The organism is Nakamurella panacisegetis (genome assembly GCF_900104535.1).
Classification (GTDB): domain Bacteria; phylum Actinomycetota; class Actinomycetes; order Mycobacteriales; family Nakamurellaceae; genus Nakamurella; species Nakamurella panacisegetis.
On the sequence record NZ_LT629710.1, the window covers coordinates 2,712,475 to 2,733,656 of the forward strand.

Annotated in this window: 20 protein-coding genes; 18 read left to right on the forward strand and 2 right to left on the reverse strand. The window is 69.2% G+C overall.

All coding sequences use genetic code 11. From position 1 onward, the window contains the following. The first annotated feature begins 122 nt into the window (after window positions 1-122). The 4 genes from BLS97_RS11950 to BLS97_RS11965 all read left to right on the forward strand — a co-directional run bounded on the left by BLS97_RS11950 (window position 123) and on the right by BLS97_RS11965 (window position 2,532). Complete coding sequence (locus tag BLS97_RS11950; RefSeq protein ID WP_090476163.1) at window positions 123-494, forward strand: helix-turn-helix domain-containing protein; 372 nt, start codon at window positions 123-125, stop codon at window positions 492-494. Window positions 495-548: 54 nt separating this feature from the next. After that, on the forward strand, window positions 549-1,439 hold the full coding sequence (locus BLS97_RS23515; protein ID WP_197676144.1) for a hypothetical protein: 891 nt from the start codon (window positions 549-551) through the stop codon (window positions 1,437-1,439). A 77-nt stretch (window positions 1,440-1,516) separates the two neighbouring features. Beyond that, a complete protein-coding gene (locus tag BLS97_RS11960; protein WP_090476165.1) occupies window positions 1,517-1,837 on the forward strand; it encodes a DUF2516 family protein in 321 nt (106 codons plus the stop codon). Between the two features lie 38 nt (window positions 1,838-1,875). After that, the gene (locus tag BLS97_RS11965; RefSeq protein WP_197676145.1) at window positions 1,876-2,532 is read left to right on the forward strand and encodes a suppressor of fused domain protein; all 657 of its coding nucleotides are present in this window, start codon (window positions 1,876-1,878) and stop codon (window positions 2,530-2,532) included. Between the two features lie 118 nt (window positions 2,533-2,650). On the opposite strand, the gene BLS97_RS11970 is transcribed toward BLS97_RS11965, so the two are convergent. After that, window positions 2,651-3,184, reverse strand: coding sequence for an inorganic diphosphatase (locus BLS97_RS11970; RefSeq protein ID WP_090476168.1), 534 nt, complete (start codon window positions 3,182-3,184; stop codon window positions 2,651-2,653). 305 nt (window positions 3,185-3,489) lie between these two features. Here BLS97_RS11970 and BLS97_RS11975 point away from each other — a divergent pair, with 305 nt between their 5' ends. From BLS97_RS11975 to BLS97_RS12025, 11 genes are all read left to right on the forward strand, one after another. Continuing rightward, window positions 3,490-4,995, forward strand: coding sequence for a D-alanyl-D-alanine carboxypeptidase/D-alanyl-D-alanine-endopeptidase (locus tag BLS97_RS11975; RefSeq protein ID WP_157695377.1), 1,506 nt, complete (start codon window positions 3,490-3,492; stop codon window positions 4,993-4,995). 32 nt (window positions 4,996-5,027) lie between these two features. After that, window positions 5,028-6,062, forward strand: a complete 1,035-nt coding sequence (locus BLS97_RS11980) for a zinc-dependent metalloprotease (protein ID WP_090476172.1) — start codon at window positions 5,028-5,030, stop codon at window positions 6,060-6,062. After that, the gene (gene tilS, locus BLS97_RS11985; RefSeq protein ID WP_197676146.1) at window positions 6,059-7,000 is read left to right on the forward strand and encodes a tRNA lysidine(34) synthetase TilS; all 942 of its coding nucleotides are present in this window, start codon (window positions 6,059-6,061) and stop codon (window positions 6,998-7,000) included. The genes BLS97_RS11980 and tilS overlap by 4 nt, the downstream gene beginning before the upstream one ends. 309 nt (window positions 7,001-7,309) lie before the next feature. Next, window positions 7,310-7,861: a hypoxanthine phosphoribosyltransferase gene (gene hpt / locus BLS97_RS11990; protein WP_090482019.1), complete on the forward strand. Its 552-nt coding sequence runs from the start codon at window positions 7,310-7,312 to the stop codon at window positions 7,859-7,861. A gap of 347 nt (window positions 7,862-8,208) precedes the next feature. After that, entirely contained in the window at window positions 8,209-10,614 is a 2,406-nt protein-coding gene (gene ftsH / locus BLS97_RS11995; protein ID WP_090476174.1) for an ATP-dependent zinc metalloprotease FtsH, read from the forward strand. A 92-nt stretch (window positions 10,615-10,706) separates the two neighbouring features. Next, complete coding sequence (gene folE, locus BLS97_RS12000) at window positions 10,707-11,303, forward strand: GTP cyclohydrolase I FolE (protein ID WP_197676612.1); 597 nt, start codon at window positions 10,707-10,709, stop codon at window positions 11,301-11,303. 7 nt (window positions 11,304-11,310) lie between these two features. After that, window positions 11,311-12,264, forward strand: coding sequence for a dihydropteroate synthase (folP, locus tag BLS97_RS12005; RefSeq protein WP_197676147.1), 954 nt, complete (start codon window positions 11,311-11,313; stop codon window positions 12,262-12,264). Continuing rightward, window positions 12,257-12,631: a dihydroneopterin aldolase gene (gene folB / locus BLS97_RS12010; protein WP_090476176.1), complete on the forward strand. Its 375-nt coding sequence runs from the start codon at window positions 12,257-12,259 to the stop codon at window positions 12,629-12,631. The genes folP and folB overlap by 8 nt, the downstream gene beginning before the upstream one ends. After that, a complete protein-coding gene (gene folK, locus BLS97_RS12015) occupies window positions 12,628-13,131 on the forward strand; it encodes a 2-amino-4-hydroxy-6-hydroxymethyldihydropteridine diphosphokinase (protein WP_231988068.1) in 504 nt (167 codons plus the stop codon). Before folB ends, folK begins: the two co-directional genes overlap by 4 nt. After that, complete coding sequence (locus BLS97_RS12020; RefSeq protein ID WP_197676148.1) at window positions 13,121-13,609, forward strand: DUF3180 domain-containing protein; 489 nt, start codon at window positions 13,121-13,123, stop codon at window positions 13,607-13,609. The genes folK and BLS97_RS12020 overlap by 11 nt, the downstream gene beginning before the upstream one ends. 115 nt (window positions 13,610-13,724) lie before the next feature. Further along, window positions 13,725-14,990 (forward strand): DUF6779 domain-containing protein, encoded by a 1,266-nt coding sequence (locus tag BLS97_RS12025; protein ID WP_157695378.1) that lies wholly within the window; start codon window positions 13,725-13,727, stop codon window positions 14,988-14,990. A 24-nt stretch (window positions 14,991-15,014) separates the two neighbouring features. Here the strand turns inward: BLS97_RS12025 and BLS97_RS12030 are convergent, their stop codons facing one another. Beyond that, window positions 15,015-15,941, reverse strand: coding sequence for a 3-methyladenine DNA glycosylase (locus tag BLS97_RS12030; protein ID WP_197676149.1), 927 nt, complete (start codon window positions 15,939-15,941; stop codon window positions 15,015-15,017). 258 nt (window positions 15,942-16,199) lie between these two features. On the opposite strand from BLS97_RS12030, the gene lysS reads away from it, so the two are divergent. The 3 genes from lysS (at window position 16,200) to BLS97_RS12045 (ending at window position 21,132) form a co-directional block, all read left to right on the forward strand. Beyond that, window positions 16,200-17,669, forward strand: a complete 1,470-nt coding sequence (lysS, locus tag BLS97_RS12035; protein ID WP_090482039.1) for a lysine--tRNA ligase — start codon at window positions 16,200-16,202, stop codon at window positions 17,667-17,669. A gap of 196 nt (window positions 17,670-17,865) precedes the next feature. Then, window positions 17,866-18,234 carry a histone-like nucleoid-structuring protein Lsr2 gene (locus BLS97_RS12040; RefSeq protein WP_090476181.1) on the forward strand — a complete coding sequence of 123 codons (369 nt, stop codon included), beginning with the start codon at window positions 17,866-17,868 and terminating at the stop codon, window positions 18,232-18,234. Window positions 18,235-18,606: 372 nt separating this feature from the next. Next, window positions 18,607-21,132, forward strand: coding sequence for an ATP-dependent Clp protease ATP-binding subunit (locus BLS97_RS12045; RefSeq protein ID WP_090476183.1), 2,526 nt, complete (start codon window positions 18,607-18,609; stop codon window positions 21,130-21,132). Window positions 21,133-21,182: the final 50 nt, after the last annotated feature.

The window sequence follows — 21,182 nt, forward strand, 5'->3', positions numbered from 1 at the left end:
ACTCCCGTATGCAGCGCTAGCTCGCCTGCTTGCAATTGCAAGCACTCGTGGGTACTGTGGAGATCGGTGTCCGGGATTCACTCGGTCGATCGGGCGAGCGCTTCAGAAGGCGGTGTGCGGCAATGGATCTCGGTCCCGTACTGACCCCGGTCAAGGACCTGGGCGCCTTCATCCGGGATCAGCGCACCGCAGCCCAGATCTCGCTCCGCGGCCTGGCCGCGAAGGCTGGAGTCTCCAACCCCTACCTGTCGCAGGTCGAGCGGGGCCTGCGGCGGCCGAGCGCGGAGATCCTGGCCCAGATCGCCCACGGCCTGTCGATTTCGGTGGAATCCCTCCTCGCCCGGGCCGGCATTCTGGATACCGCCGACGCACCCGACGTGGTGCTCGCCATCAGAGCCGACACCACATTGACCGAACGACAGAAGTCCTCGCTCATCGATATCTACGCGGCCTTCTGCAAGGAAGCCGAAGCCCAGGCCGACGTCACCGGCTGAAGCAGTCCGGAACCATTCGCCGATCGGCCCCACCGGGGCCAGAAGGAGCAGGTCATGTCCCTGATCACCGACATCCGTGCCGTATCCGAGAACGCCGTCGAGCAACTGGCGGCCCGCTTCTCCGATCTGCCCCGACCGCTGCTGGCCGCCATCGGCGCCGGCGACATGGCCGTCGCGCGTCTGGCCGACCTCCGGGAATCACTCAGCGAATCCATCGGCGACCGCGTGTCGCCGCCGTCCCTCGACGTGACCGACGTCCGGTCGGCGGCCGCCGACCTCGGCGCCAAGGTGGTCGACCTCCCGTCGAAGGCGCAGAAGGTCGCCGCCGATGTCGCCGGCAGCATCGAGTCCTTCGCCGCCGAGGCGCCGGCCAAGGCCCAGGAACTGATCTCGACCCTGCCCGACAAGTTGGCCGAACTGCAGGCCGCCGCCCAGTCGCTCTCGCCGGATGCGGTCCGGGAGACCCTCGAGGCCTACACCCAGCTGGCCGGCATGATCTACGGCAACCTCGCCGACCGCGGCGACAAGACCTGGAACAAGGTCAGGGCCACCGGCCTGCACCCGGGCGCCGTCGTCGATGCGGTCGCCGCCAGGACCCGTCCGGCCAAGGCCCCCGCGGCCAAGGCTCCGGCCGCCAAGGCTCCGGCCGCCAAGGCCACGGCGGCCAAGGTTCCGGCGGCGAAGGCCCCGGCGGCGAAGGTTCCGGCGGCGAAGGCCCCGGCCGTGAGGGCCCCGCGGGCCAAGGTCACTCCGGTCGCCACCCCGGTGGCCACGCCGAAGCCCCGAGCTCCCCGCGCCGCAACCCCGAAGGCCACCGGGGCCGGCGCCCCGAAAGCGTCCGCGGCCAAGGCCACCCCCAGAGCGGCGGCCCGCAAGCGGGTCGTGAAGCCGGCCGGCTCACCCGGGGAAACGCCGATCGTCATCACGCCGGCCACCGAGACCTGATTTCGGCCCGAACGGGCAGTCGCGCGCGCCATGATCAGCTCCCGTGACCTTTCGCGGGCGCAGGTATTCTCGAAGACATGAACCTCGTCGAACCCGTCATCAACGCCATCATCTGGCTCCTGGCGATCGGCGGGGTCGTCCTCGGGGTCTTCGCGGCCGGTGACGCCAGCACCCGCCGGCCGGACGCGTTCGCGGCCGCTGACAAGCAGACCAAGGGCACCTGGAGCGGGATCACCGTCGCCTGCGCCATCGTGTCCTTGCTGGGCCTCGCATTCCCGTTCGGGGCCTTCGGTCCGCCGACGGGCCTGCTGTGGTTGGCCGCCCTCGTCGGTGAGTTGGTCTATGTGTTGGACGTTCGCCCCAAGCTTCGTGAAGTGCAGCGCGGCTCCCGCTGGTAGCGGCTGTCCGAAGGCCAACGGCATGGCAGCATGGCCGCGTGAACGACGACACTGCTACCGGCCTCGAGCCGGATGACGCCGACCTCGATCTCCCGGCCCCCGGCTGGGACGCCATCGACGCGACCCTGACTGCTGTGTACGGCTCCACGCAGCCCACGCATGTCGCCTACGACCCCCCGATGGGACGCAGCGACAACCTCCAAGGCTGCTCGGCGTACCCGGTCGACGGACACTGGCACTACGTCACCTACGGCCTGAGCGAACTCTACGAGCCGGCCCCCGATGCCGATCCGGCCGTCTCCGGGTGGGGATTCGAGTTGACGTTGCGGGTGCCCGCCGGCCCGACCGAGGTGGCGCCGGAATGGCCCTTCGTCATCATCAACGAGATCGCCAAGTCGGTGAACGCCGGGAGGATCCAGGGGCTGGCCGCCGGTGGCCGCGTCGACTTCCGTGCCCCGATCACCGGATTCCCGAACCTTGCCGACGCCCCGGACACCGGCCTCACCGCGTACGCCCTGACGCTCGATCCACGGCTGGGCGAGATCCTCACCCCGAACGGCCGGGTGTCGTTCCTGCAGCTGGTCGGCGTGACGGCGGCGGAGAAGGAACTGATGCTGGCGTCGTCAACGGCGGAGGTCCTCGTCCATCTGGCCGTCGCGGATCCGATGCTCACCACCGATCCGGCCCGCGCCTGACCCAAGCGCTCCGGCGAGCCCGGCCGGCGTCGCGCGCGACCGGTAGACGGGCATCGGACCCGCCAAACGCAGAAGCGGACCGACCCGTGATGGGTCGGTCCGCTTCCTCACATCCGGATCAGTGGTGGGCCGGGGCCTCACCGTTGGCAGCCGCCTCGGCCTCGGCCGCGAGGCGCTTGCGCTCGCGATCGAAGGAGATGCGGATCTCGGTCTCGGCGTCGCCGCGCCCGACCCAGTTGGCCCCCTCGACGCTCTTCCCGGGTTCCAGGTCCTTGTAGACCTCGAAGAAGTGCTGGATCTCCAGGCGCTCGAAGATCGACATGTCGCCGATGTCCTGGAGGTTCGCCTGCCGCGGGTCGTTGGCCGAGACGCAGAGGACCTTGTCGTCCGGGCCCTTCTCGTCCGTCATGCGGAACATGCCGATGGCGCGGGCCAGGATCAGGCAGCCCGGGAACGTCGGCTCGGAGAGCAGGACCAGGGCGTCCAGCGGATCGCCGTCCTGACCGAGGGTGTTGTCGATGAAGCCGTAGTCGGCGGGGTACTGCGTCGCCGTGAACAAGGTCCGGTCGAGCCGGATACGGCCACTGTGGTGGTCCACCTCATATTTGTTGCGACTGCCCTTGGGGATCTCAATGGTGACGTCGAATTCCACGACTTCTGCTACCTTCTCTCGCCTCGTTGCGATCGACCCCGGGGTCGAACACCGCCGGTCGGATGATCGTATCTGCCCATGTGGAGGCGATTGCCGTGACTGCGCCTGGCACCACCGGATCACCCGGGCCGCCGCTTCACAAACTGCCTACGTCCAGACTCTAGTCTGGACGGACCCGGTCCCGGGGCTTGATGAACCCGATCGGAGACCTCGCAGTGCGAGGTTTCGATCACAGTGCGTTTCCATCACAATCGCTTGATCACGTAGTGCAATCGGTGCGGAGGCGCGCGCCAGAGGGAGTTCTTGTGTCTGCGACACGTTCGTCGAGCCGTAGGGCCATCGTCATCGTCCTGTCGATCGTCCTGGTGGCCGCGGCGGCGACGGTGGCGGTGATCTTCTGGCCGAAGTCGGCCAAGAACTCGACCGCATCGTCGTCGGTCAGCTCGGTCGTGGCCCCGCCGACCGTCTCCGCGGTTGACCCGCCGGTCACCGCGCCGGCCGCGGCGGTCAAGCCGCTCGGCATCAAGTCGGGCAAGACCCCGACGGCGGCCGGCGTCGCCAAGCGGCTGGCCCCCGCGCTGGCCCACAACGCGCTGGCCAACTACACCGGAGAGGTCATCGACGCGGCCACCGGCACCGTGTTGTGGAAGAAGGACCCGACCACGCCGACCGCTCCCGCCTCCACCCTGAAGCTGCTGACCGGAGCCGCGTTGCTCACCAAGGTCGATCCGGCCAGCCGTTTCACCACCAAGGTGGTCCAGGGGGCCGATCCCGGGACGATCATCCTGGTCGGCGGGGGAGACGTGACCCTGTCGGCGCGGGCCGCCAATGTGGCCACCGTCTACGACGGTGCCCCGACCATGGGCGACCTGGCCTCCCAGGTCCTGGCCTCGGGGGTCAAGGTCACGAAGATCCTGCTGGACACCAGCTACTGGACCAACGAGAACGCCGGTCCGAGCAACAACCTGGCACCCGGATGGGACATCAAGGACATCGCCGGCGGTGCGATCACCCACATGGTGCCGCTGATGGTCGACGGTGATCGCACCGATCCGTCGAACGAGACGTCCGCCCGCACCGGCACTCCGGCCGTCACGGCGGGCAAGGCGCTGGCCCGCGCGCTGGGAAACGCAACCCTGCCGGTGCAGGCCGAGTCCAGTCCCGGCCAGACCCCGAAGAACGCCAAGGTGCTCGGCTCGGTCCGGTCCCAGCCCATGTCCGTCCTCCTGGCCCAGGCCCTGCTCAACTCGGACAATGTGCTGGCCGAGGCGTTGGCCCGGCAGGTGGCCATCTCGATGGGTGGGGCGCCCAGCTTCGCCGGAGAGCGTGACGCCATCAAGATCGCCCTGGAGGACCTGGGCTTCGACAAGACGCTGCTGAGCAAGACGACCATCCTCGACGGGTCAGGTTTGGCCAACTCCACCGACAGCACCAGCTCCGACAGCGTCCCGGTCGGCCTGCTGGCGGACATCATGGAAGCGGCCGTGACCGGCCAGGTCCGCCAGGCGAACGGCAAGGTCAAAGCGGTGCCGGCCCTGCGTGGCCTGCTGACCGGACTTCCGGTGGCCGGGGTGTCCGGCACATTGAGCAAGGCCGAGAACCGCTTCAGCTCGGCGGCGGCGAAGCCGGGCATCGGCTGGGTGCGGGCCAAGACCGGATCGGTCGCCGTCACCTATGCCTTGGCTGGCTACGTGCCGGACGTCGACGGCCGGATCCTCGTGTTCGCGCTGAACTCCAACGGGGTGTCCGCTCCGGTGCGCAACGCACAGGACGTTTTCGCCGCGGCGCTGCGGCAGTGCGGCTGCACCTGATCGTCCGACCGCGGCTGCTCTACCGTTGACCCATGGCAGCCGAAGCGATCGATTGGGCCGCCGCCGTCCGGGCCGGACAGCGGATGGCCCCCACCGGGCCGCAGGTGTCGGCCGAGCAGGCCCGGCAAGCGGTGGACGATCTGCAACAGTTCTCGGCCAAGGCCGAGTTGATCGTCCGCGATACCACCGGCCTTGGCCACGGCCTGCCGGTCGAGGCGGCCCGGGTGGTCGACCGGCCCCACTGGATCGAGGCCACGGCGAAGGGCATGGCCGAGCTCACCGCCCCGCTGGCCGAGAAGCTGATCGGCCGACTCGGCCGCGCGCCCCGGGCCAAGACCCTGGCCGGAGCCCAGCTCGGGGTGGTGCTGAGCTTCCTGTCCAGTCGCGTGCTCGGTCAGTACGACCCGCTGTCGATGGCCGGGCCTGACGCGGCCGGGCCCGGCGTTCTCCTCCTGGTGGCACCGAACATCATCAAGGTCGAGCGGGAGCTGCACGTCGACCCGGTCGACTTCCGGATGTGGGTGTGTCTGCACGAGAGCACGCACCGGCTGCAGTTCACCGCCGTGCCGTGGTTGCGGGAGCACTTCCGGTCACTGGTCGCCGAATTCGGATCGGCGATCGACACCGATCCGAGCGAGATGCTGGGACGGATGGTCGGCGCCATCAAGGGCCGGACCGAAGGATCCTCGTGGATCGAGACCATCCAGTCGCCCGAGCAACGGGCCGTCTTCGACCAGTTGATGGCCCTGATGACGTTGCTCGAAGGCCACGCCGATCACGTCATGGACGCGGTCGGGCCGGCCGTCATCCCGTCGGTGGGCGAGATCCGCTCGGCCTTCACGCTGCGCCGCAAGAAGGGCCGCGGTCCGTTCGATCGCCTCCTGCGATCGCTGCTGGGCATGGACATGAAGATGGCGCAGTACGTCAAGGGTGCGGCGTTCGTGCGGACGGTCGTCGAGCGGGCCGGAATGGACGCCTTCAACACCATCTGGAGCTCGCCCGACACCCTGCCGACCAGAGCGGAAACCACCGAGCCGGAGAGCTGGATGCGCCGGGTCCTGACGTGACCGTCGAGTTGGTCCGGGCGGCCGTCCGCGACTGGATGACGGCGTTCGCGCCCCCATCGGCCACGGTCAGCATCGCCTGTTCCGGCGGCGCCGACTCGCTGGCGTTGGCCGCAGCCGCCTTCGCCGAACTCGACGAGGGCCGGCTGGACGCCGTGACGGTCGATCACCAGCTGCAGGGCGGTTCGGCCGACCGCGCGGTGACCACCGCGGCCCAGTTGCACGAGATCGGTTACCGCACAGTGCGGATCGAGACGGTGACGGTCGGCTCGGTCGGCGGCCTGGAGGCGGCGGCCCGGGCCGCGCGGTACCAGGCCCTCCGACCCGACCCGGGTGGTCTGGTGTTGCTCGCCCACACCGCGGACGACCAGGCGGAGACGGTGCTGCTCGGTCTCGGGCGTGGTTCGGGCCCCCGGTCCATCGCCGGTATGGCGCCGTGGCGGGCGCCGTGGGGCCGTCCGTTCCTCGGTCTGCGCCGCACCGACACCGAGAAGGCTTGCCGCGAGGCCGGTCTGACCTACTGGGACGACCCGCAGAATGTCGACCCGGCGTTCACCCGGGTGCGGCTGCGGCGCGAGGTGCTGCCTCTGCTGGAGGACGTGCTGGGCGGCGGCGTGACGCCGGCTCTGGCCCGTACGGCGACCATGCTGGCCGAGGACCTCCAGGCCCTGGACCACCTGGCGGCCCGGGTGCTGGCCGATGTGTGGCAGCCCGGCGGGGCCGTGGAGGTGACCGAACTGGTGCGGCACCCGGTCGCGCTCCGCCGGCGGGCCCTGCGGGCCTGGGCCGATGCCGTGGGAGCGAAGGCACTCACGGCCGACCATCTGTACCGGCTCGACTCCCTGGTCACCGGGACGCGCCGCTCGGGCGCGGTTCGGCTGCCCGGCGCGCTCGACGCGGTCCGCACCGGGCCGCTGCTGCGAGCCGTCCCCGCCGGTTGAACCGACCAGGTCCGGTTCTCGGGGCGGGGATCCTCGGGCCGGGGGGCTGGGCGCGGAGGCGGAGCGGCGCGTGTCCGCGGCCGGGGTGGGTTCGGTGACGGCCCGGGGGAGTGGCAGGCTGGGCAGACGTAGCGTCCCTGATGCCGGGTTGACGCCGTCCGCGGTGCGGACGGTCCCGAAGGACCCGCGCATCGACTCCTGAGGAGAACTGTGTCCGGCAGCTCGGCAACCCCCGCGGTATCGACCCTCACCACCACGCTGACCTCGGCCGACGCGATCCGTCCGGGCCCGGGCGACCTCGATCCGGGTCTGGGACACGGGTACGTCGGCGAGCTGGCGGCGACCTTGATCACTCAGGACGTGCTGCAGGCGAAGATCGTCGCCCTGGCCGAGGCGGTGGCGGCCAACCACACCGGAGACACCCCGCCGCTGCTGGTCTGCGTGCTCAAGGGTGCGGTGATGTTCGTCACCGACTTCGCCCGGGCGTTGCCGATCCCCTCCGAGATGGAGTTCATGGCGGTCAGCTCCTACGGATCCTCGACCTCGTCGTCCGGCGTGGTCCGCATCCTCAAGGACCTCGACCGAGACATCTCCGGACGCCGCGTCATCATCGTCGAGGACATCATCGACTCCGGGCTGACGTTGTCCTGGTTGCACAAGAACCTGCAGACCCGCGGCCCGGCGTCCATCGAGATCGTCGCCCTGCTCCGCAAACCGGAAGCGGTCAAGGTCGAGGTGGACGTCGCCTACGTCGGCTTCGACATCCCGACCGACTTCGTCGTCGGCTACGGCCTGGACTTCAACGAGCGCTACCGCGACCTGCCGTTCGTCGGTCTCCTCGGGGAGCACATGTACGCCTGACGAGCCCTGACGGCGCGGGCCCGGTCGGCCCCTCCGGCGGCCGGCCGGCCCCTTCGACCGGGCCGGCCACACGGGGGCCCGCACCCTCGACGAACGCGCCGGGAACCAAATCAGTGCGCGGTACGCTCAATGGAATGGTCGCGCCTGCGCGTTCCGCGGCGTGTTGACGAGGCAGAGCCTCTGATTCTCGGCGCTGGGCGGTGTGCGCTCGGCCACTGAACTCATCAGCTCAACCACGTAAACACGCGGTTCCGCCCTTCGTCGCCGGTCTCGGCCGGCGGGCAGCGACGGGACCCGGTGTCTGACTCCGCAGAGAGGGTGGAGGCCGCAGTGCGGCCGAACGCCACATGGACCGTAAGCGCCTGATCCGCTCCCCTCTACTCTGGGTGGCCGTCGTCTTCGTCGCGTATCTGCTCTACAGCTACCTCGCCGACGACACGAAGAACTACAAGGTGGAACCGACCTCCGTCGTGCTCTCCCAGTTGTCCAACGGCAACGTCAAGCAGGCGACCATCGACGACAAGGAACAGCGCATCCGGCTGATCCTCAACACCCCCGTCGACGGTTCGAGCCAGGTCTACGCCCTCTACCCGGCGGCGGCCTCGGACGACGTCTTCCTGGCCGTGCAGAAGGCCAAGGGCGCGCCGGCCTACGACACCCAGGTCACCAGCCAGTCGACGCTGTTCTCCCTGCTCCTGTACATCGTCCCCATCGGACTGATCATCCTGTTCCTGCTCTGGATGATGAACAACGCACAGGGCGGCGGGAACAAGGTCCTGAGCTTCGGCAAGTCCAAGGCCAAGCTGCTCAACAAGGACATGCCGCAGACCAAGTTCACCGACGTGGCCGGGGCCGACGAGGCCGTCGAGGAACTCGACGAGATCCGCGACTTCCTGCAGAACCCGGCCCGGTACCAGGCCCTGGGCGCCAAGATCCCCAAGGGCGTGCTGCTCTACGGGCCGCCCGGCACCGGCAAGACCCTGCTGGCCCGGGCGGTGGCCGGCGAGGCCGGGGTGCCGTTCTACACGATCTCCGGATCCGACTTCGTCGAGATGTTCGTCGGCGTCGGCGCCAGCCGTGTCCGTGACCTGTTCGAACAGGCCAAGGCCAATTCCCCGGCCATCATCTTCGTCGACGAGATCGACGCCGTCGGCCGTCACCGCGGCGCCGGCATGGGCGGCGGCCACGACGAGCGTGAGCAGACCCTCAACCAGTTGCTGGTCGAGATGGACGGCTTCGAGTCCAAGGGCGGCATCATCCTGATCGCCGCGACCAACCGGCCGGACATCCTGGACCCCGCCTTGCTGCGGCCCGGACGGTTCGACCGGCAGATCCCGGTCGGTCAGCCCGACCTCAAGGGCCGCCAGGCCATCCTGGCCGTCCACGCCAAGGGCAAGCCCTTCGCCCCCGACGTCGAGTTCCTGCCGCTGGCCAAGCGCACCGTCGGGATGTCCGGCGCCGACCTGGCCAACGTGATCAACGAGGCCGCGCTGCTCACCGCCCGCACCCACGGCACGATGATCACCAATGCCGCACTGGAGGAGTCGGTCGACCGGGTGGTCGGTGGCCCGGCCCGCAAGGGCAAGATCATCTCCGAGAAGGAACGCAAGATCACGGCCTACCACGAGGGCGGTCACGCGCTCGCGGCCTGGGCCATGCCCGACCTGGAGCCGGTCTACAAGGTGACGATCATGCCGCGGGGTCGCACCGGCGGACACGCCCTGGTCGTCCCCGAGGACGACAAGGGTCTGATGACCCGCACCGAGATGATCGCCCGTCTGGTGATGGCCCTCGGCGGCCGGGCGGCCGAGGAGCTGGTCTTCGCCGAGCCCACGACGGGCGCCTCCTCCGACATCGCGCAGGCCACCAAGATCGCCCGCTCCATGGTCACCGAGTACGGCATGTCGGCCAAGCTCGGTGCGGTGAAGTACGGCACCGGCGACGACGAGCCGTTCCTGGGCCGCACCTACGGCCACTCGCCGGACTACTCAATCGAGGTCGGATCCGAGATCGACGGTGAGGTCCGCGCCCTGATCGAAGCGGCCCACACCGAGGCCTGGGCCGTACTCAACGAGTACCGGGACGTCCTCGACGACCTGGCCACCAAGTTGCTGGAACGGGAGACCCTGGAGCGCAAGGATCTCGAGGTCATTTTCGCCTCGGTCGTCAAGCGTCCCCGGATCACCACGTTCGACGACTGGGGCCAGCGCACGCCGTCCGACCGACCGCCGATCAAGACCCCGGGTGAACTGGCCATGGAACGCGGCGAGCCTTGGCCGCCGCCGCAGCTGCAGAAGCCCCCGGTCCCGGTCGGGGCGCCCGGCGGGCAGCCGGCCGGGCCCGGTTACGGGCAGCCCTACCCCTACGGCCCGCCGCAGGGCGCGCCGGCCGGGTACGGACAGCAGTACCCCGGTCCGACCCCGTACAGCCCACCGGCCCAGGCCGGGCAGCCGCAGAACTGGACCGGAGGCGTCATCCCCGGCCCGCTGGCCCCGCTGCCCGGGGCCTGGAACGGCCAGGGTGACCCGCAGACCGGAGCCCAGCGTCCGGCTCCGCCGGCGAACGGCGCCGGGCATCCGAACGGGGTCCCGCACACCAATGGCTGGGGCCAGGCCAACGGTCATGGGCACCCGTACACGAACGGACACACCCAGGGACCAGGCGGTCATCGGGCGCCGGACCAGAACGGACCGACCGACCCGGCCGGGCCCGTGGACCCGTGGGCGCCACCGCCCGGGGACCAGCGGCGGTGACCAACGCGACGCGGGCCGATGGCTCGCCCGAGCGGTCGGTCAGCCCGCTCGTCGATGACGGCTCGCGTGCGGACGGCGTCTCGTCACCGGTACTGCTCGACGGTGCGCCGCCGGTCCGGCCGGTGTTCGATCACGTCCGGGCCGAGGCCGCCATCCGTGAATTGCTCATCGCGGTCGGCGAGGACGTCGACCGGGACGGATTGCGGGAGACCCCGGCCCGGGTCGCGCGCGCCTTCGCCGAACAGTTCAGCGGTCTGTACGTGGATCCGGACCAGGTCCTGGAAACGGTCTTCGCCGAGAACCATTCGGAGATGGTGCTGATCCGGGACATCCCGATGTACTCCACCTGCGAGCACCACCTGGTGCCGTTCTTCGGCCATGCCCACGTCGGCTACATCCCGGGTCGCGCCGGGCAGGTGACCGGCCTGTCGAAGCTCGCCCGGGTGGTCGAGGGGTACTCGAAACGTCCGCAGGTGCAGGAACGCCTCACCACCCAGATCGCCGACGCGCTGGTCCGCAAGCTACAGCCGGCCGGCGTCATCGTGGTGATCGAGGCCGAGCACCTCTGCATGGCCATGCGCGGCATCCGGAAACCGGGCGCCATCACCACCACCTCAGCGGTTCGGGGCCTGTTCCAGAGCCAGGCCAGTACCCGTGCCGAGGCGATGAGCCTGATCACGGGCCGGTGAGAACCCGGTGACCGAGGCAACCCTGTACCCCGCCTTCGGGCCGCGGCCATGGGTGTTCGGGGTCCTGAACGTGACCCCCGATTCGTTCTCCGACGGTGGCCGGTGGGATCGCACCGAACTCGCCGTTCAGCGCGGGCGGCAACTGTCGGCCCAGGGCGCGGACGTGGTCGACGTCGGAGGCGAGTCGACCCGGCCCGGATCGCACCGGATCGACGCGGACACCGAGGCGGCCCGGGTGATTTCGGTGATCCGTGAACTGAGCGCCCAAGCGGTGCTGTGCTCGATCGACACCACCCGGGCCACCGTGGCCGCCGCGGCCCTCGACGCGGGAGCAGTCGTCATCAACGACGTCTCCGGCGGACTGGCCGATCCCGACATGGCACGGGTGGCCGCCGGATCCGGGGTGCCCTGGATCCTGATGCACTGGCGCGGGCACAGCCAGACCATGCACGAGCAGGCACACTACGTCGACGTGGTGCGCGAGGTGCGTGAGGAACTGCTGCGGCAGGTCGACCACGCGGTCGCCGCCGGCGTCGACGAGCGGAGCCTGATCCTCGACCCCGGGCTCGGGTTCGCGAAGAACGCGGAGCACAACTGGGAACTGCTGCGCCGGCTGGACGAGTTGGTCGAGCTCGGGCTTCCGGTACTGGTGGGCGCGTCCCGCAAGGGTTTTCTCGGGCAACTGCTGGCCGATCCGGACGGAGAGGTCCGGCCACCGTCCGGACGCGAGGCGGCCACGGCGGCGGTGTCCCTGCTGTCGGCGCAGCGTGGAGTCTGGGGCGTCCGGGTCCACGAGCCGGTGCCCACCCGCGACGCGTTCGCGACGATGGCGGCGGCGGCCGTCCGTCGTCCGGACGCGGTCAACACCCGGTGGGATCCGTTCGCGCCGGTGGAGATCCTGACGGACGACCTCGGGGCCCAGCTGGGGCACCTACGACGACCGGGCCGCGCCGATGGCTGACCGGATCGCCCTGACCGGGCTGAAGGTCTACGGGCACCACGGTGTCTTCGACCACGAGCGGAGGGACGGCCAGAACTTCGTCGTGGACGTCACCCTGTGGCTCGACCTGACCGAGGCGGTCCGTTCGGACGACCTCACCACGACGGTGCACTACGGGGAACTCGCCCATCTGGCCGCGGGGATCGTCGCTGGCCCACCGCGGGATCTGATCGAGGCGGTCGCCGGTGAGATCGCCGACACCGTGATGCAGACCTATGCCGTCCATGCGGTCGAGGTGACCGTGCACAAGCCACAGGCTCCCATCCCGCTGGACTTCGCCGATGTGGCCGTCACCATCCGGCGCTCGACGAGACGAGGCGGGGAGTGAGCACCGCCGATGCTCCCGTGACCCGGGCCGTGCTCTCCCTCGGGTCGAACCTGGGTGACCGCCGGGCACACCTGGCCGCGGCTCTGGCCACGCTGACCGCCCGGGTGACGGTGGACGCGGTCTCCTCGGTCTACCGCACCCCGCCCTGGGGGCCCGTTCCGCAGGGCGACTACTACAACCTCACGGTGGCGGCCCGGGCCGAACTGGATCCCTACGGATGGCTCGCCCTGTGCCGGGAGCTGGAGCGGAACGCCGGGCGGGTCCGCGATATCCGTTGGGGTCCAAGGACTCTCGACGCCGACGTGGTGATGGTGGACGAGGTCGTGTCAGTGGATCCCGATCTGACGCTGCCCCACCCACGGGCCCACGAGCGGGCGTTCGTGCTGTTGCCGTGGATGGAGATCGAGCCGTTCGCGCAGATCCCCGGGCACGGGCCGATCGGTGATCTGTTGGCCGACCTGGCGACGGCGGAGATCACGGTGGTCGGCCGTGTCAGCTGATCCCGGAACGCGCCTGGGATCCACCCGTCCCCGCGATCTGCTCGCCGTCGCCCTCGTCGCCGCGATCGCCGCATACCTTCTGGTGCGCTTCAACTATCGCCACATCCCGCCGCTGCCCCGCTTCGCCGGTGTCACGGCCGCCGTCCTGGGCATCGGCGAGGCGCTGTTCGGCAACGGCCTCCGGACGCGCATCCAGGCCGATCGCAGTCCGGACGCGCCGGCCTCCCGGCGGCCGGTGCCGCCGCCGGTCCCGCCGCTCGTCGCGGCTCGGGCCGTCATGACGGCCAAGGCCACCGCCTTGGCCGGGGCGGCCGCCGGCGGGCTCTGGATCGGTCTGCTGGCCTACGTGCTGCCGAACGCCGGGGTGGTGGCGGCCGCCCGTTCCGACGCGATCACCGCGGCGCTGGGACTGGTGTCCGCCGTCGTCATGTGCGCCGGTGCGCTGTACCTCGAGTTCTGCTGCCGGGCACCGGACTGAGGTCCGCTCCGGTCGGAGTGAGCTGGCCGTCAGGCCGGGTCGGAGCGACACAGACGCGCACGGCCCACCTGGCTGAACGTCGGTACGACGCCGACGCCCCGGTACCCTGTGGGCCATGAGCCCAGCCGCGAACCGCCCTCGTCGCGGTGCATTACCCATGGCCACGCGATTGGTCCTCGGCTCCGGATTCGTCTTGGCGATAGTGGCCACCCTGTTGGTCGTGCTGACCGACCAGGTCCGATGGTTGCGGCTCGCGGTTGTTCTCGGCCTGTGGTCCGCTCTGTTCGCCGGGCTGGCCATGGTCTGGTTCCGGCGTGACGCCCGCAGCGCCGAACTCCGTGCGGAGGACAGCAAGCGCACGTACGAGTTGGAACTGCATCGCGAGATCAGCGCCCGCCGCGAGTACGAGATCGGGGTGGCCGAGGCGGCTCGCGAGGAAGCGGAGGCGCGGCACCGCGAGGAGCTGGCGGGCCTGCGCGAACAGCTCGATCGCCTCAACACCACCCTGTCCGGCCTCCTGGACGGTGACCTGCTGTTCGAGCGGCTGACCCTGTCGGCCGAGTCGACCCGGGTCCGCCAGGTCGGGGAGAGCGGCCGTGGCCGGCTCACGGCGATGGCCCGCTCCGGCCAGATCGAAGGCTCGGCCGAGCCCACCGGCCCGTACATCGGGCGTCCGTCCGGCCCACCGTCGGCCGCTCCCGGATTCGGTGGCTACCCGGTCCGCGACGACGACACGGTGCAGTTCCCCCGGGGACTGTTCGGCCCCGGCAGCCAGCCGCCGGTGCCCGAAGCCCCGGCTCCGGTGGCCCCGCCGGTCGCGGAGCCGGTTGTCGCGGAGCCGGTCGTCGCGGAGCAGCCGGCGGTGGAACCACCCGCATCCGAGGCGGAAGCAGAGCTGGCGCCGCAGCCGGCCCCCGAGCCCGAGCCCGAGCCGGAAGCTGAAGTGCAGCCGGAGCCTGAGCCCGAGCCCGAAGCCGAAGTGCAGCCGGAAGCTGAGGCGCAGCCGGAAGCCGAAGTGCAGCCGGAGCCGGAAGCCGAAGTGCAGCCGGAGCCGGAAGCCGAAGTGCAGCCGGAGCCGGAAGCTGAAGTGCAGCCGGAGCCTGAGCCCGAAGCTGAAGTGCAGCCGGAGCCGGAGCCGGAGCCGGAAGCCGAACTGCAGCCGGAGTCCGAGCCGCAAGCCGAGGCGCAGCCGGAGCCGCGTCCCGAGGCTGGATGGTCGCTCGAGTCCGGACCCGAACCGCAGACCGAGGAGGAGAGTGCCCCGCCGGAGCACGCGCTGGCCGGCACCGGCCACTCGGCCGGGATCTCCGTGGCCGACCTGCTGGCCGCCTACGGCGCCAGTGAGGCCACCCCTCGCCGTCGCCGCCGCGCCGAGGACTGAGCAGGTCAGGCGGTCGGCAACTGATCAGGTCACGCGGTCGGCAACCTCCGGCAACCGGAATCCCTCGCAGGCCGAGTCCAACTCGTCAACCAACCGGCCGCGCAACGCCTGGCCGCGGTCGGCGAAGGCGCGCTGCGCCGCCACGTACTCGGCCTTGCCGGCCGGGGTCTCGATGGTGATCGGGGCATATCCGAGACCGGTGAGGTCGTACGGCGATGCGCGCATGTCCACCTCCCGGACATCCCGGGCCAAGCGGAAGCAGTCCAGCAGGACGGCGCTGCCGACCAGTGGCGTCAACCGGTACGCCCACTTGTAGAGATCCATCGAGGCGTGCAGGCAGCCCGGCTGCTCCATCCGGTCCCGTGTCCACAGGTCGGGCGCCAGCAGGTTGAGCGGTCGTGCGGCCGGCGTGAAGAACCGGAACGCGTCGTAGTGCGAACAGCGGATCTGATGATCCTCCACCACCTGGTCGGTGCCCCCGCTGCCCAGACGGAGAGGCCAATCGAGATGACGACGGTCGTCCGCGGAGCGATACACCATGGCCCATTCGTGCAACCCGAAGCATCCGAACTGTGGGGGAGCCGCCACCGTCCGGGTGAGCAGTTGTCGAATGAACGCGACACTGGGGCCGCGGGCCTGAAGGAATGAAGCGACGTCGGCCGCGTTTGCCCTCCCTTCGCCGGGTATGTCCAATTCCCGGTGAAATCGCCAGTCGGTCCGTTCCGGAGCGTCCAGCAGGGCGGTGCCGGCCCCGGGATACCAGCGACGCAATTGAGACGGACGCAGCGAGTAGTAGGTGAACAGGAAATCCTCGACCGGGTGGGTCCGGTTCGCCGACGACCGGCTCAGGTGATCCCGTGTGATCGAATCGACTTCTTGGGCGTGCGCCTGCTCGAACTCGACCCAGGATCGGCGATGCAGGATCGTATGCGGGTCGCCCGGAGTGGTCACAGCCACAATTGTCCACGAGATCGACGGCCGCTCGGTCGTCCCCGGCGGTTCCCGGCCCCGGCCGCCGACTTGCATTGTCAGGCCGGCCCCCGCGCGCGAAGTAGTCTTTCAAGGGTGAGCTCCACTTCAGGCGGCCGGACCGACGGCGCCAACCCCACCGAACCCGTCCATTCCGACGTCCCCGCCGCCCTGGTGCCGGGAAAGTCCGATTCGAAGCCGGCCGGACCGGTCTCGGTCGACGACGATCTGCCCGAGCAGATGCGGGTGCGGCGGGACAAGCGGGCCCGTTTGTTGAATGACGGAATTGATCCGTACCCGGTGGGTGTGCCCCGGACGACCGGCCTGGCGCAGTTGCGGGCGGAGTTTCCTGATCTCGAGCCCGATGTACGAACCGGCAAGGTGGTCGGCATCACGGGCCGGGTCATCTTCCTCCGGAACTCCGGCAAATTGTGTTTCGTGACACTTCGCGAGGGTGGCGCCGGAGAAACCGGGTCCGAGCTCCAGGTGATGATCTCCCTGGCCTCGGTCGGTGCCGAGTCGCTCGCTGCGTTCAAAGCCCACGTCGACCTCGGCGACCACTTGTTCGCCCGCGGCGAGGTCATCACGTCGCGCCGGGGAGAACTCAGTGTGCTGGCCGAATCGTGGCAGCTGACGTCCAAGTCGCTGCGGCCGCTGCCCGTGGCTCACAAGCCATTGTCCGAGGAGAACCGGGTCCGGCAACGATACGTGGATTTGATCGTCCGGCCGCAGGCTCGCCGCAACGTCGAGGTGCGGGGGACGGTCAACCGCTCGCTGCGGAACACCTTGCACGAGCGTGGTTACCTCGAGGTCGAGACGCCCATGCTGCAGGTCCTGCACGGCGGCGCCGCGGCCCGCCCGTTCCAGACCCACATGAACGCAATGGACATGGACCTGTTCCTGCGCATCGCCCCGGAGCTGTACCTCAAGCGCTGCGTCGTCGGCGGTATCGACCGCGTCTTCGAGATCAACCGGAACTTCCGTAACGAGGGCGCGGATTCCTCGCATTCACCTGAGTTTGCGATGTTGGAAACCTACGAGGCCTACTCCGACTACAACGGCATGGCCGAGCTGACGCGCACCCTGGTCCAGAATGCCGCGATCGAGATTTTCGGTACGACCGACGTCACGCACGCGGACGGGTCGACCTTCGATCTGGGTGGGGATTGGGAAAGCATCACGCTGTACGGCGCATTGTCCGAGGCGGCCGGGATGGAGGTCGACGTGACCACACCCATGGCGGCGCTGGTCGAGCTGGCCGAGAAGTTCGACGTCGCGGTGGCCCCGCACTACGGACCGGGAAAGCTGGCCGAGGAACTTTTCGAGGCGCTGGTCGTGCCGTCGCTGGTCCTGCCCACGTTCGTCCGGGATTTCCCGGCCGAAACATCCCCGTTGACCAGGGCCCACCGGGTTACGCCGGGGCTGGCCGAGAAGTGGGACCTGTACATCCGGGGTGTCGAAACGGCCACCGCCTATTCGGAGCTGGTCGATCCGGTCGTGCAGCGGGAGCGCTTTGTCGACCAGGCGCGTTTCGCCGGGCTGGGCGACGTCGAAGCCATGGTCCTGGACGAGGACTTCCTCCGCGCGATGGAATACGGCATGCCGCCGGCCGGAGGTATGGGCATGGGCGTCGACCGGTTGCTGATGGCCCTCACGGGTTTGGGAATCCGGGAGACCATCCTGTTCCCGTTCGTCCGCCCGGGCGACTGAGTAAGGGACCGGCAATCAACAACAACTAGTCGCGGACTTGGGGCCGCCAATCGCCGCAGCGCAATGCTTAAGCATCGCCGCCGGCGTGTAGCCCAGCCCACTAAGTACGGGTCCTGTTGGTTATTTACACTTTTGTGATCTACGCTGGAAAGCAGAACAACTTGCGGCCGACCTGGCCCTATCAGGAGGAAAATCCATGGCCACCATGACCACCGTCAGTCTCGTTGATGACCTGGACGGATCCGTCGCTGCCGAGACCGTCTCCTTTTCGCTCGACGGAGCCAACTACGAGATCGACCTGACCGACAAGAACGCCAAGAAGCTGCGCGACGCGCTGGCCAACTTCACCGCTCACGCGCGCCGCATCGACGGTGGCCGCCGTGTCGCCGCCGCTCGCGGAGCCAAGGCGAAGCCGGCGAAGGCCACCAAGTCGACGGCCCGCACCGCCCCCGACCGGGAGCAGACCGCGGCCATCCGCGAGTGGGCCCGCGCGGCCGGCTACGAGGTCTCCGAGCGCGGTCGCCTGTCCGCGGCCGTGCTGGACGCCTTCGAGTCCGCTCACTGATCCACCCCGCCTCCGTTCGAGGCGGTGCGTCGAGAACGACCCCCAGGCCAACGGGCCCGGGGGTCGTTGCGCTTTCCGCCGCCCTTGGTCGCGGTCGGCGGCTGCGCCCGGAGCCGACGACGTGCTGTTCGCCCTCGGCGTAGGCGCCAGCCCTGGCGGAACGTCGCAGCTAGGAGCAGCGTTAGAAGGACGGTGGCAGTTCTGGTGCGCAGAACGAGCCTGATGGGTGGACGGAAGGCCGGGGAGCGTGAGCCCGGCCCGACTAGACTCGGACGATCGGAGTCCGTTGTGGCTTTTGTCGGCGAACTCGCTGGCACGGGTCATCACGAATCCCGGCCATCTCCCTGCCGCGCACGCTCGTAAGGAGTGCACATGTTCGAAAGATTTACCGACAGAGCGCGTCGCGTGGTTGTCCTGGCCCAGGAAGAGGCCCGGATGCTGAACCACAACTACATCGGGACCGAGCACATCCTGCTCGGTCTCATCCACGAAGGCGAAGGGGTCGCCGCCAAGGCGCTCGAGTCGCTGGGTATCGCGCTGGAAGGCGTGCGGGCCCAGGTCGAAGAGATCATCGGGCAGGGCCAGCAGGCGCCGTCCGGTCACATCCCCTTCACCCCCCGGGCCAAGAAGGTTCTGGAACTGTCGCTGCGCGAGGCCCTGCAGCTCGGTCACAACTACATCGGTACCGAGCACATCCTTCTCGGTCTCATCCGCGAGGGTGAGGGCGTTGCCGCCCAGGTGCTGCAGAAGCTCGGGGCCGACCTCAACCGGGTCCGCCAGCAGGTCCTCCAGCTGCTTTCGGGTTACCAGGGCAAGGAAACAGCGGCCGCCGAAGGTGGTCGCTCGGAGGGCACCCCGTCGACCTCGCTGGTCCTGGACCAGTTCGGCCGGAACCTGACGCAGTCGGCCCGCGAGGGCAAGCTGGATCCGGTCATCGGCCGCGAGAAGGAGATCGAGCGGGTGATGCAGGTGCTCTCCCGCCGCACCAAGAACAACCCGGTGCTGATCGGCGAGCCCGGCGTCGGCAAGACCGCGGTGGTCGAGGGCCTGGCCCAGGCGATCATCCGGGGCGACGTCCCGCAGACCCTGAAGGACAAGCACCTCTACACCCTCGACCTCGGTTCGCTGGTCGCCGGATCCCGGTACCGCGGCGACTTCGAGGAGCGGCTGAAGAAGGTGCTCAAGGAGATCCGTACCCGCGGGGACATCATCCTGTTCATCGACGAGCTGCACACGCTCGTCGGCGCGGGTGCCGCCGAGGGCGCGATCGACGCCGCGTCCATCCTCAAGCCGATGCTGGCTCGCGGTGAGCTCCAGACCATCGGTGCCACCACGCTGGACGAATATCGCAAGCACGTGGAGAAGGACGCCGCTCTCGAGCGTCGTTTCCAGCCGATCCAGGTCGGTGAACCGACGGTCGCCCACACCATCGAGATCCTCAAGGGTCTGCGCGATCGGTACGAGGCGCACCACCGGATCACCATCACCGACGAAGCCCTGGTCGCCGCGGCCACCCTCGCCGACCGGTACATCAACGACCGGTTCCTGCCGGACAAGGCCATCGACCTGATCGACGAGGCCGGGGCCCGGATGCGGATCCGTCGGATGACGGCGCCGCCGGACCTGCGCGACTTCGACGAGAAGCTGGCCGGAGTTCGTCGGGAGAAGGAATCGGCGATCGACTCGCAGGACTTCGAGAAGGCCGCCTCGCTCCGGGACACGGAGAAGCAGCTGCTGACGAAGAAGGCCGAACGCGAGAAGGCGTGGAAGGACGGCGACCTCGACGTCGTCTCCGAGGTCGACGACGAGCAGATCGCGGAGGTGCTGGCCAACTGGACCGGCATCCCGGTGTTCAAGCTGACCGAGGAGGAGACCTCCCGGCTGCTGCGCATGGAGGATGAGCTGCACAAGCGGATCATCGGACAGGACCAGGCGGTCAAGGCGGTCTCGCAGGCGATCCGTCGTACCCGGGCCGGCTTGAAGGACCCGAAGCGCCCGTCCGGCTCGTTCATCTTCGCCGGCCCGTCCGGTGTCGGTAAGACCGAGCTGACCAAGGCCCTGGCCGAGTTCCTCTTCGGCGACGAGGATGCGCTGATCCAGGTGGACATGGGCGAGTTCCACGACCGGTACACCGCGTCGCGGCTCTTCGGTGCCCCTCCCGGATACGTGGGTTACGAAGAGGGCGGGCAGCTCACCGAGAAGGTGCGCCGCAAGCCGTTCTCCGTAGTCCTGTTCGACGAGATCGAGAAGGCTCACCCGGACATCTACAACACGCTGCTGCAGGTGTTGGAGGACGGCCGGCTGACCGATGGCCAGGGGCGCACGGTGGACTTCAAGAACACCGTGATCGTGTTCACCTCCAACCTCGGTACGCAGGACATCTCCAAGGCCGTGGGCATGGGCTTCTCGCAGGGCAGCGAGGATTCCAACTACGAGCGGATGAAGACGAAGGTCAACGACGAGCTCAAGCGCCACTTCCGGCCCGAGTTCCTCAACCGTATCGACGACGTGGTGGTCTTCCACCAGCTGACCACCGAGCAGATCATGACCATGGTCGACCTCATGCTCAAGCGCGTCGAGACGGCCCTGAAGAACAAGGACATGGGGCTCGAAGTCACCGACGCCGCGAAGATGCTGCTCGGCGAGCGCGGATTCGATCCGGTGCTGGGGGCGCGGCCGCTGCGTCGCACCATCCAGCGGGAGATCGAGGACAAGCTGTCCGAGAAGATCCTGTTCGACGAGATCAAGCCCGGCCAGATCGTGGCCGTCGACGTCGAGGGTGAGGGGGCCGACAAGGTCTTCACCTTCGTCGGAGTGCCGCGTCCGTCGGAGATCCCCGACACCGTCGCCGCTCTCGCGGCGGAGGGTGGCTCCGGGATCAGCTTCGAGAAGGAGTAATACCCCACCGGTTCGCCGGTGACGAGACGGCCGAGCGGGCCGGACGAGAA

What these genes read in the sequence shown, in the direction of transcription:
- BLS97_RS11950 (WP_090476163.1), top strand. Translation starts at nt 123, where the DNA reads ATGGATCTCGGTCCCGTACTGACCCCGGTCAAGGACCTGGGCGCCTTC.
- BLS97_RS23515 (WP_197676144.1), top strand. Translation starts at nt 549, where the DNA reads ATGTCCCTGATCACCGACATCCGTGCCGTATCCGAGAACGCCGTCGAG.
- BLS97_RS11960 (WP_090476165.1), top strand. Translation starts at nt 1,517, where the DNA reads ATGAACCTCGTCGAACCCGTCATCAACGCCATCATCTGGCTCCTGGCG.
- BLS97_RS11980 (WP_090476172.1), top strand. Translation starts at nt 5,028, where the DNA reads ATGGCAGCCGAAGCGATCGATTGGGCCGCCGCCGTCCGGGCCGGACAG.
- ftsH (WP_090476174.1), top strand. Translation starts at nt 8,209, where the DNA reads ATGGACCGTAAGCGCCTGATCCGCTCCCCTCTACTCTGGGTGGCCGTC.
- folB (WP_090476176.1), top strand. Translation starts at nt 12,257, where the DNA reads ATGGCTGACCGGATCGCCCTGACCGGGCTGAAGGTCTACGGGCACCAC.
- BLS97_RS12025 (WP_157695378.1), top strand. Translation starts at nt 13,725, where the DNA reads ATGAGCCCAGCCGCGAACCGCCCTCGTCGCGGTGCATTACCCATGGCC.
- lysS (WP_090482039.1), top strand. Translation starts at nt 16,200, where the DNA reads ATGCGGGTGCGGCGGGACAAGCGGGCCCGTTTGTTGAATGACGGAATT.
- BLS97_RS12040 (WP_090476181.1), top strand. Translation starts at nt 17,866, where the DNA reads ATGGCCACCATGACCACCGTCAGTCTCGTTGATGACCTGGACGGATCC.
- BLS97_RS12045 (WP_090476183.1), top strand. Translation starts at nt 18,607, where the DNA reads ATGTTCGAAAGATTTACCGACAGAGCGCGTCGCGTGGTTGTCCTGGCC.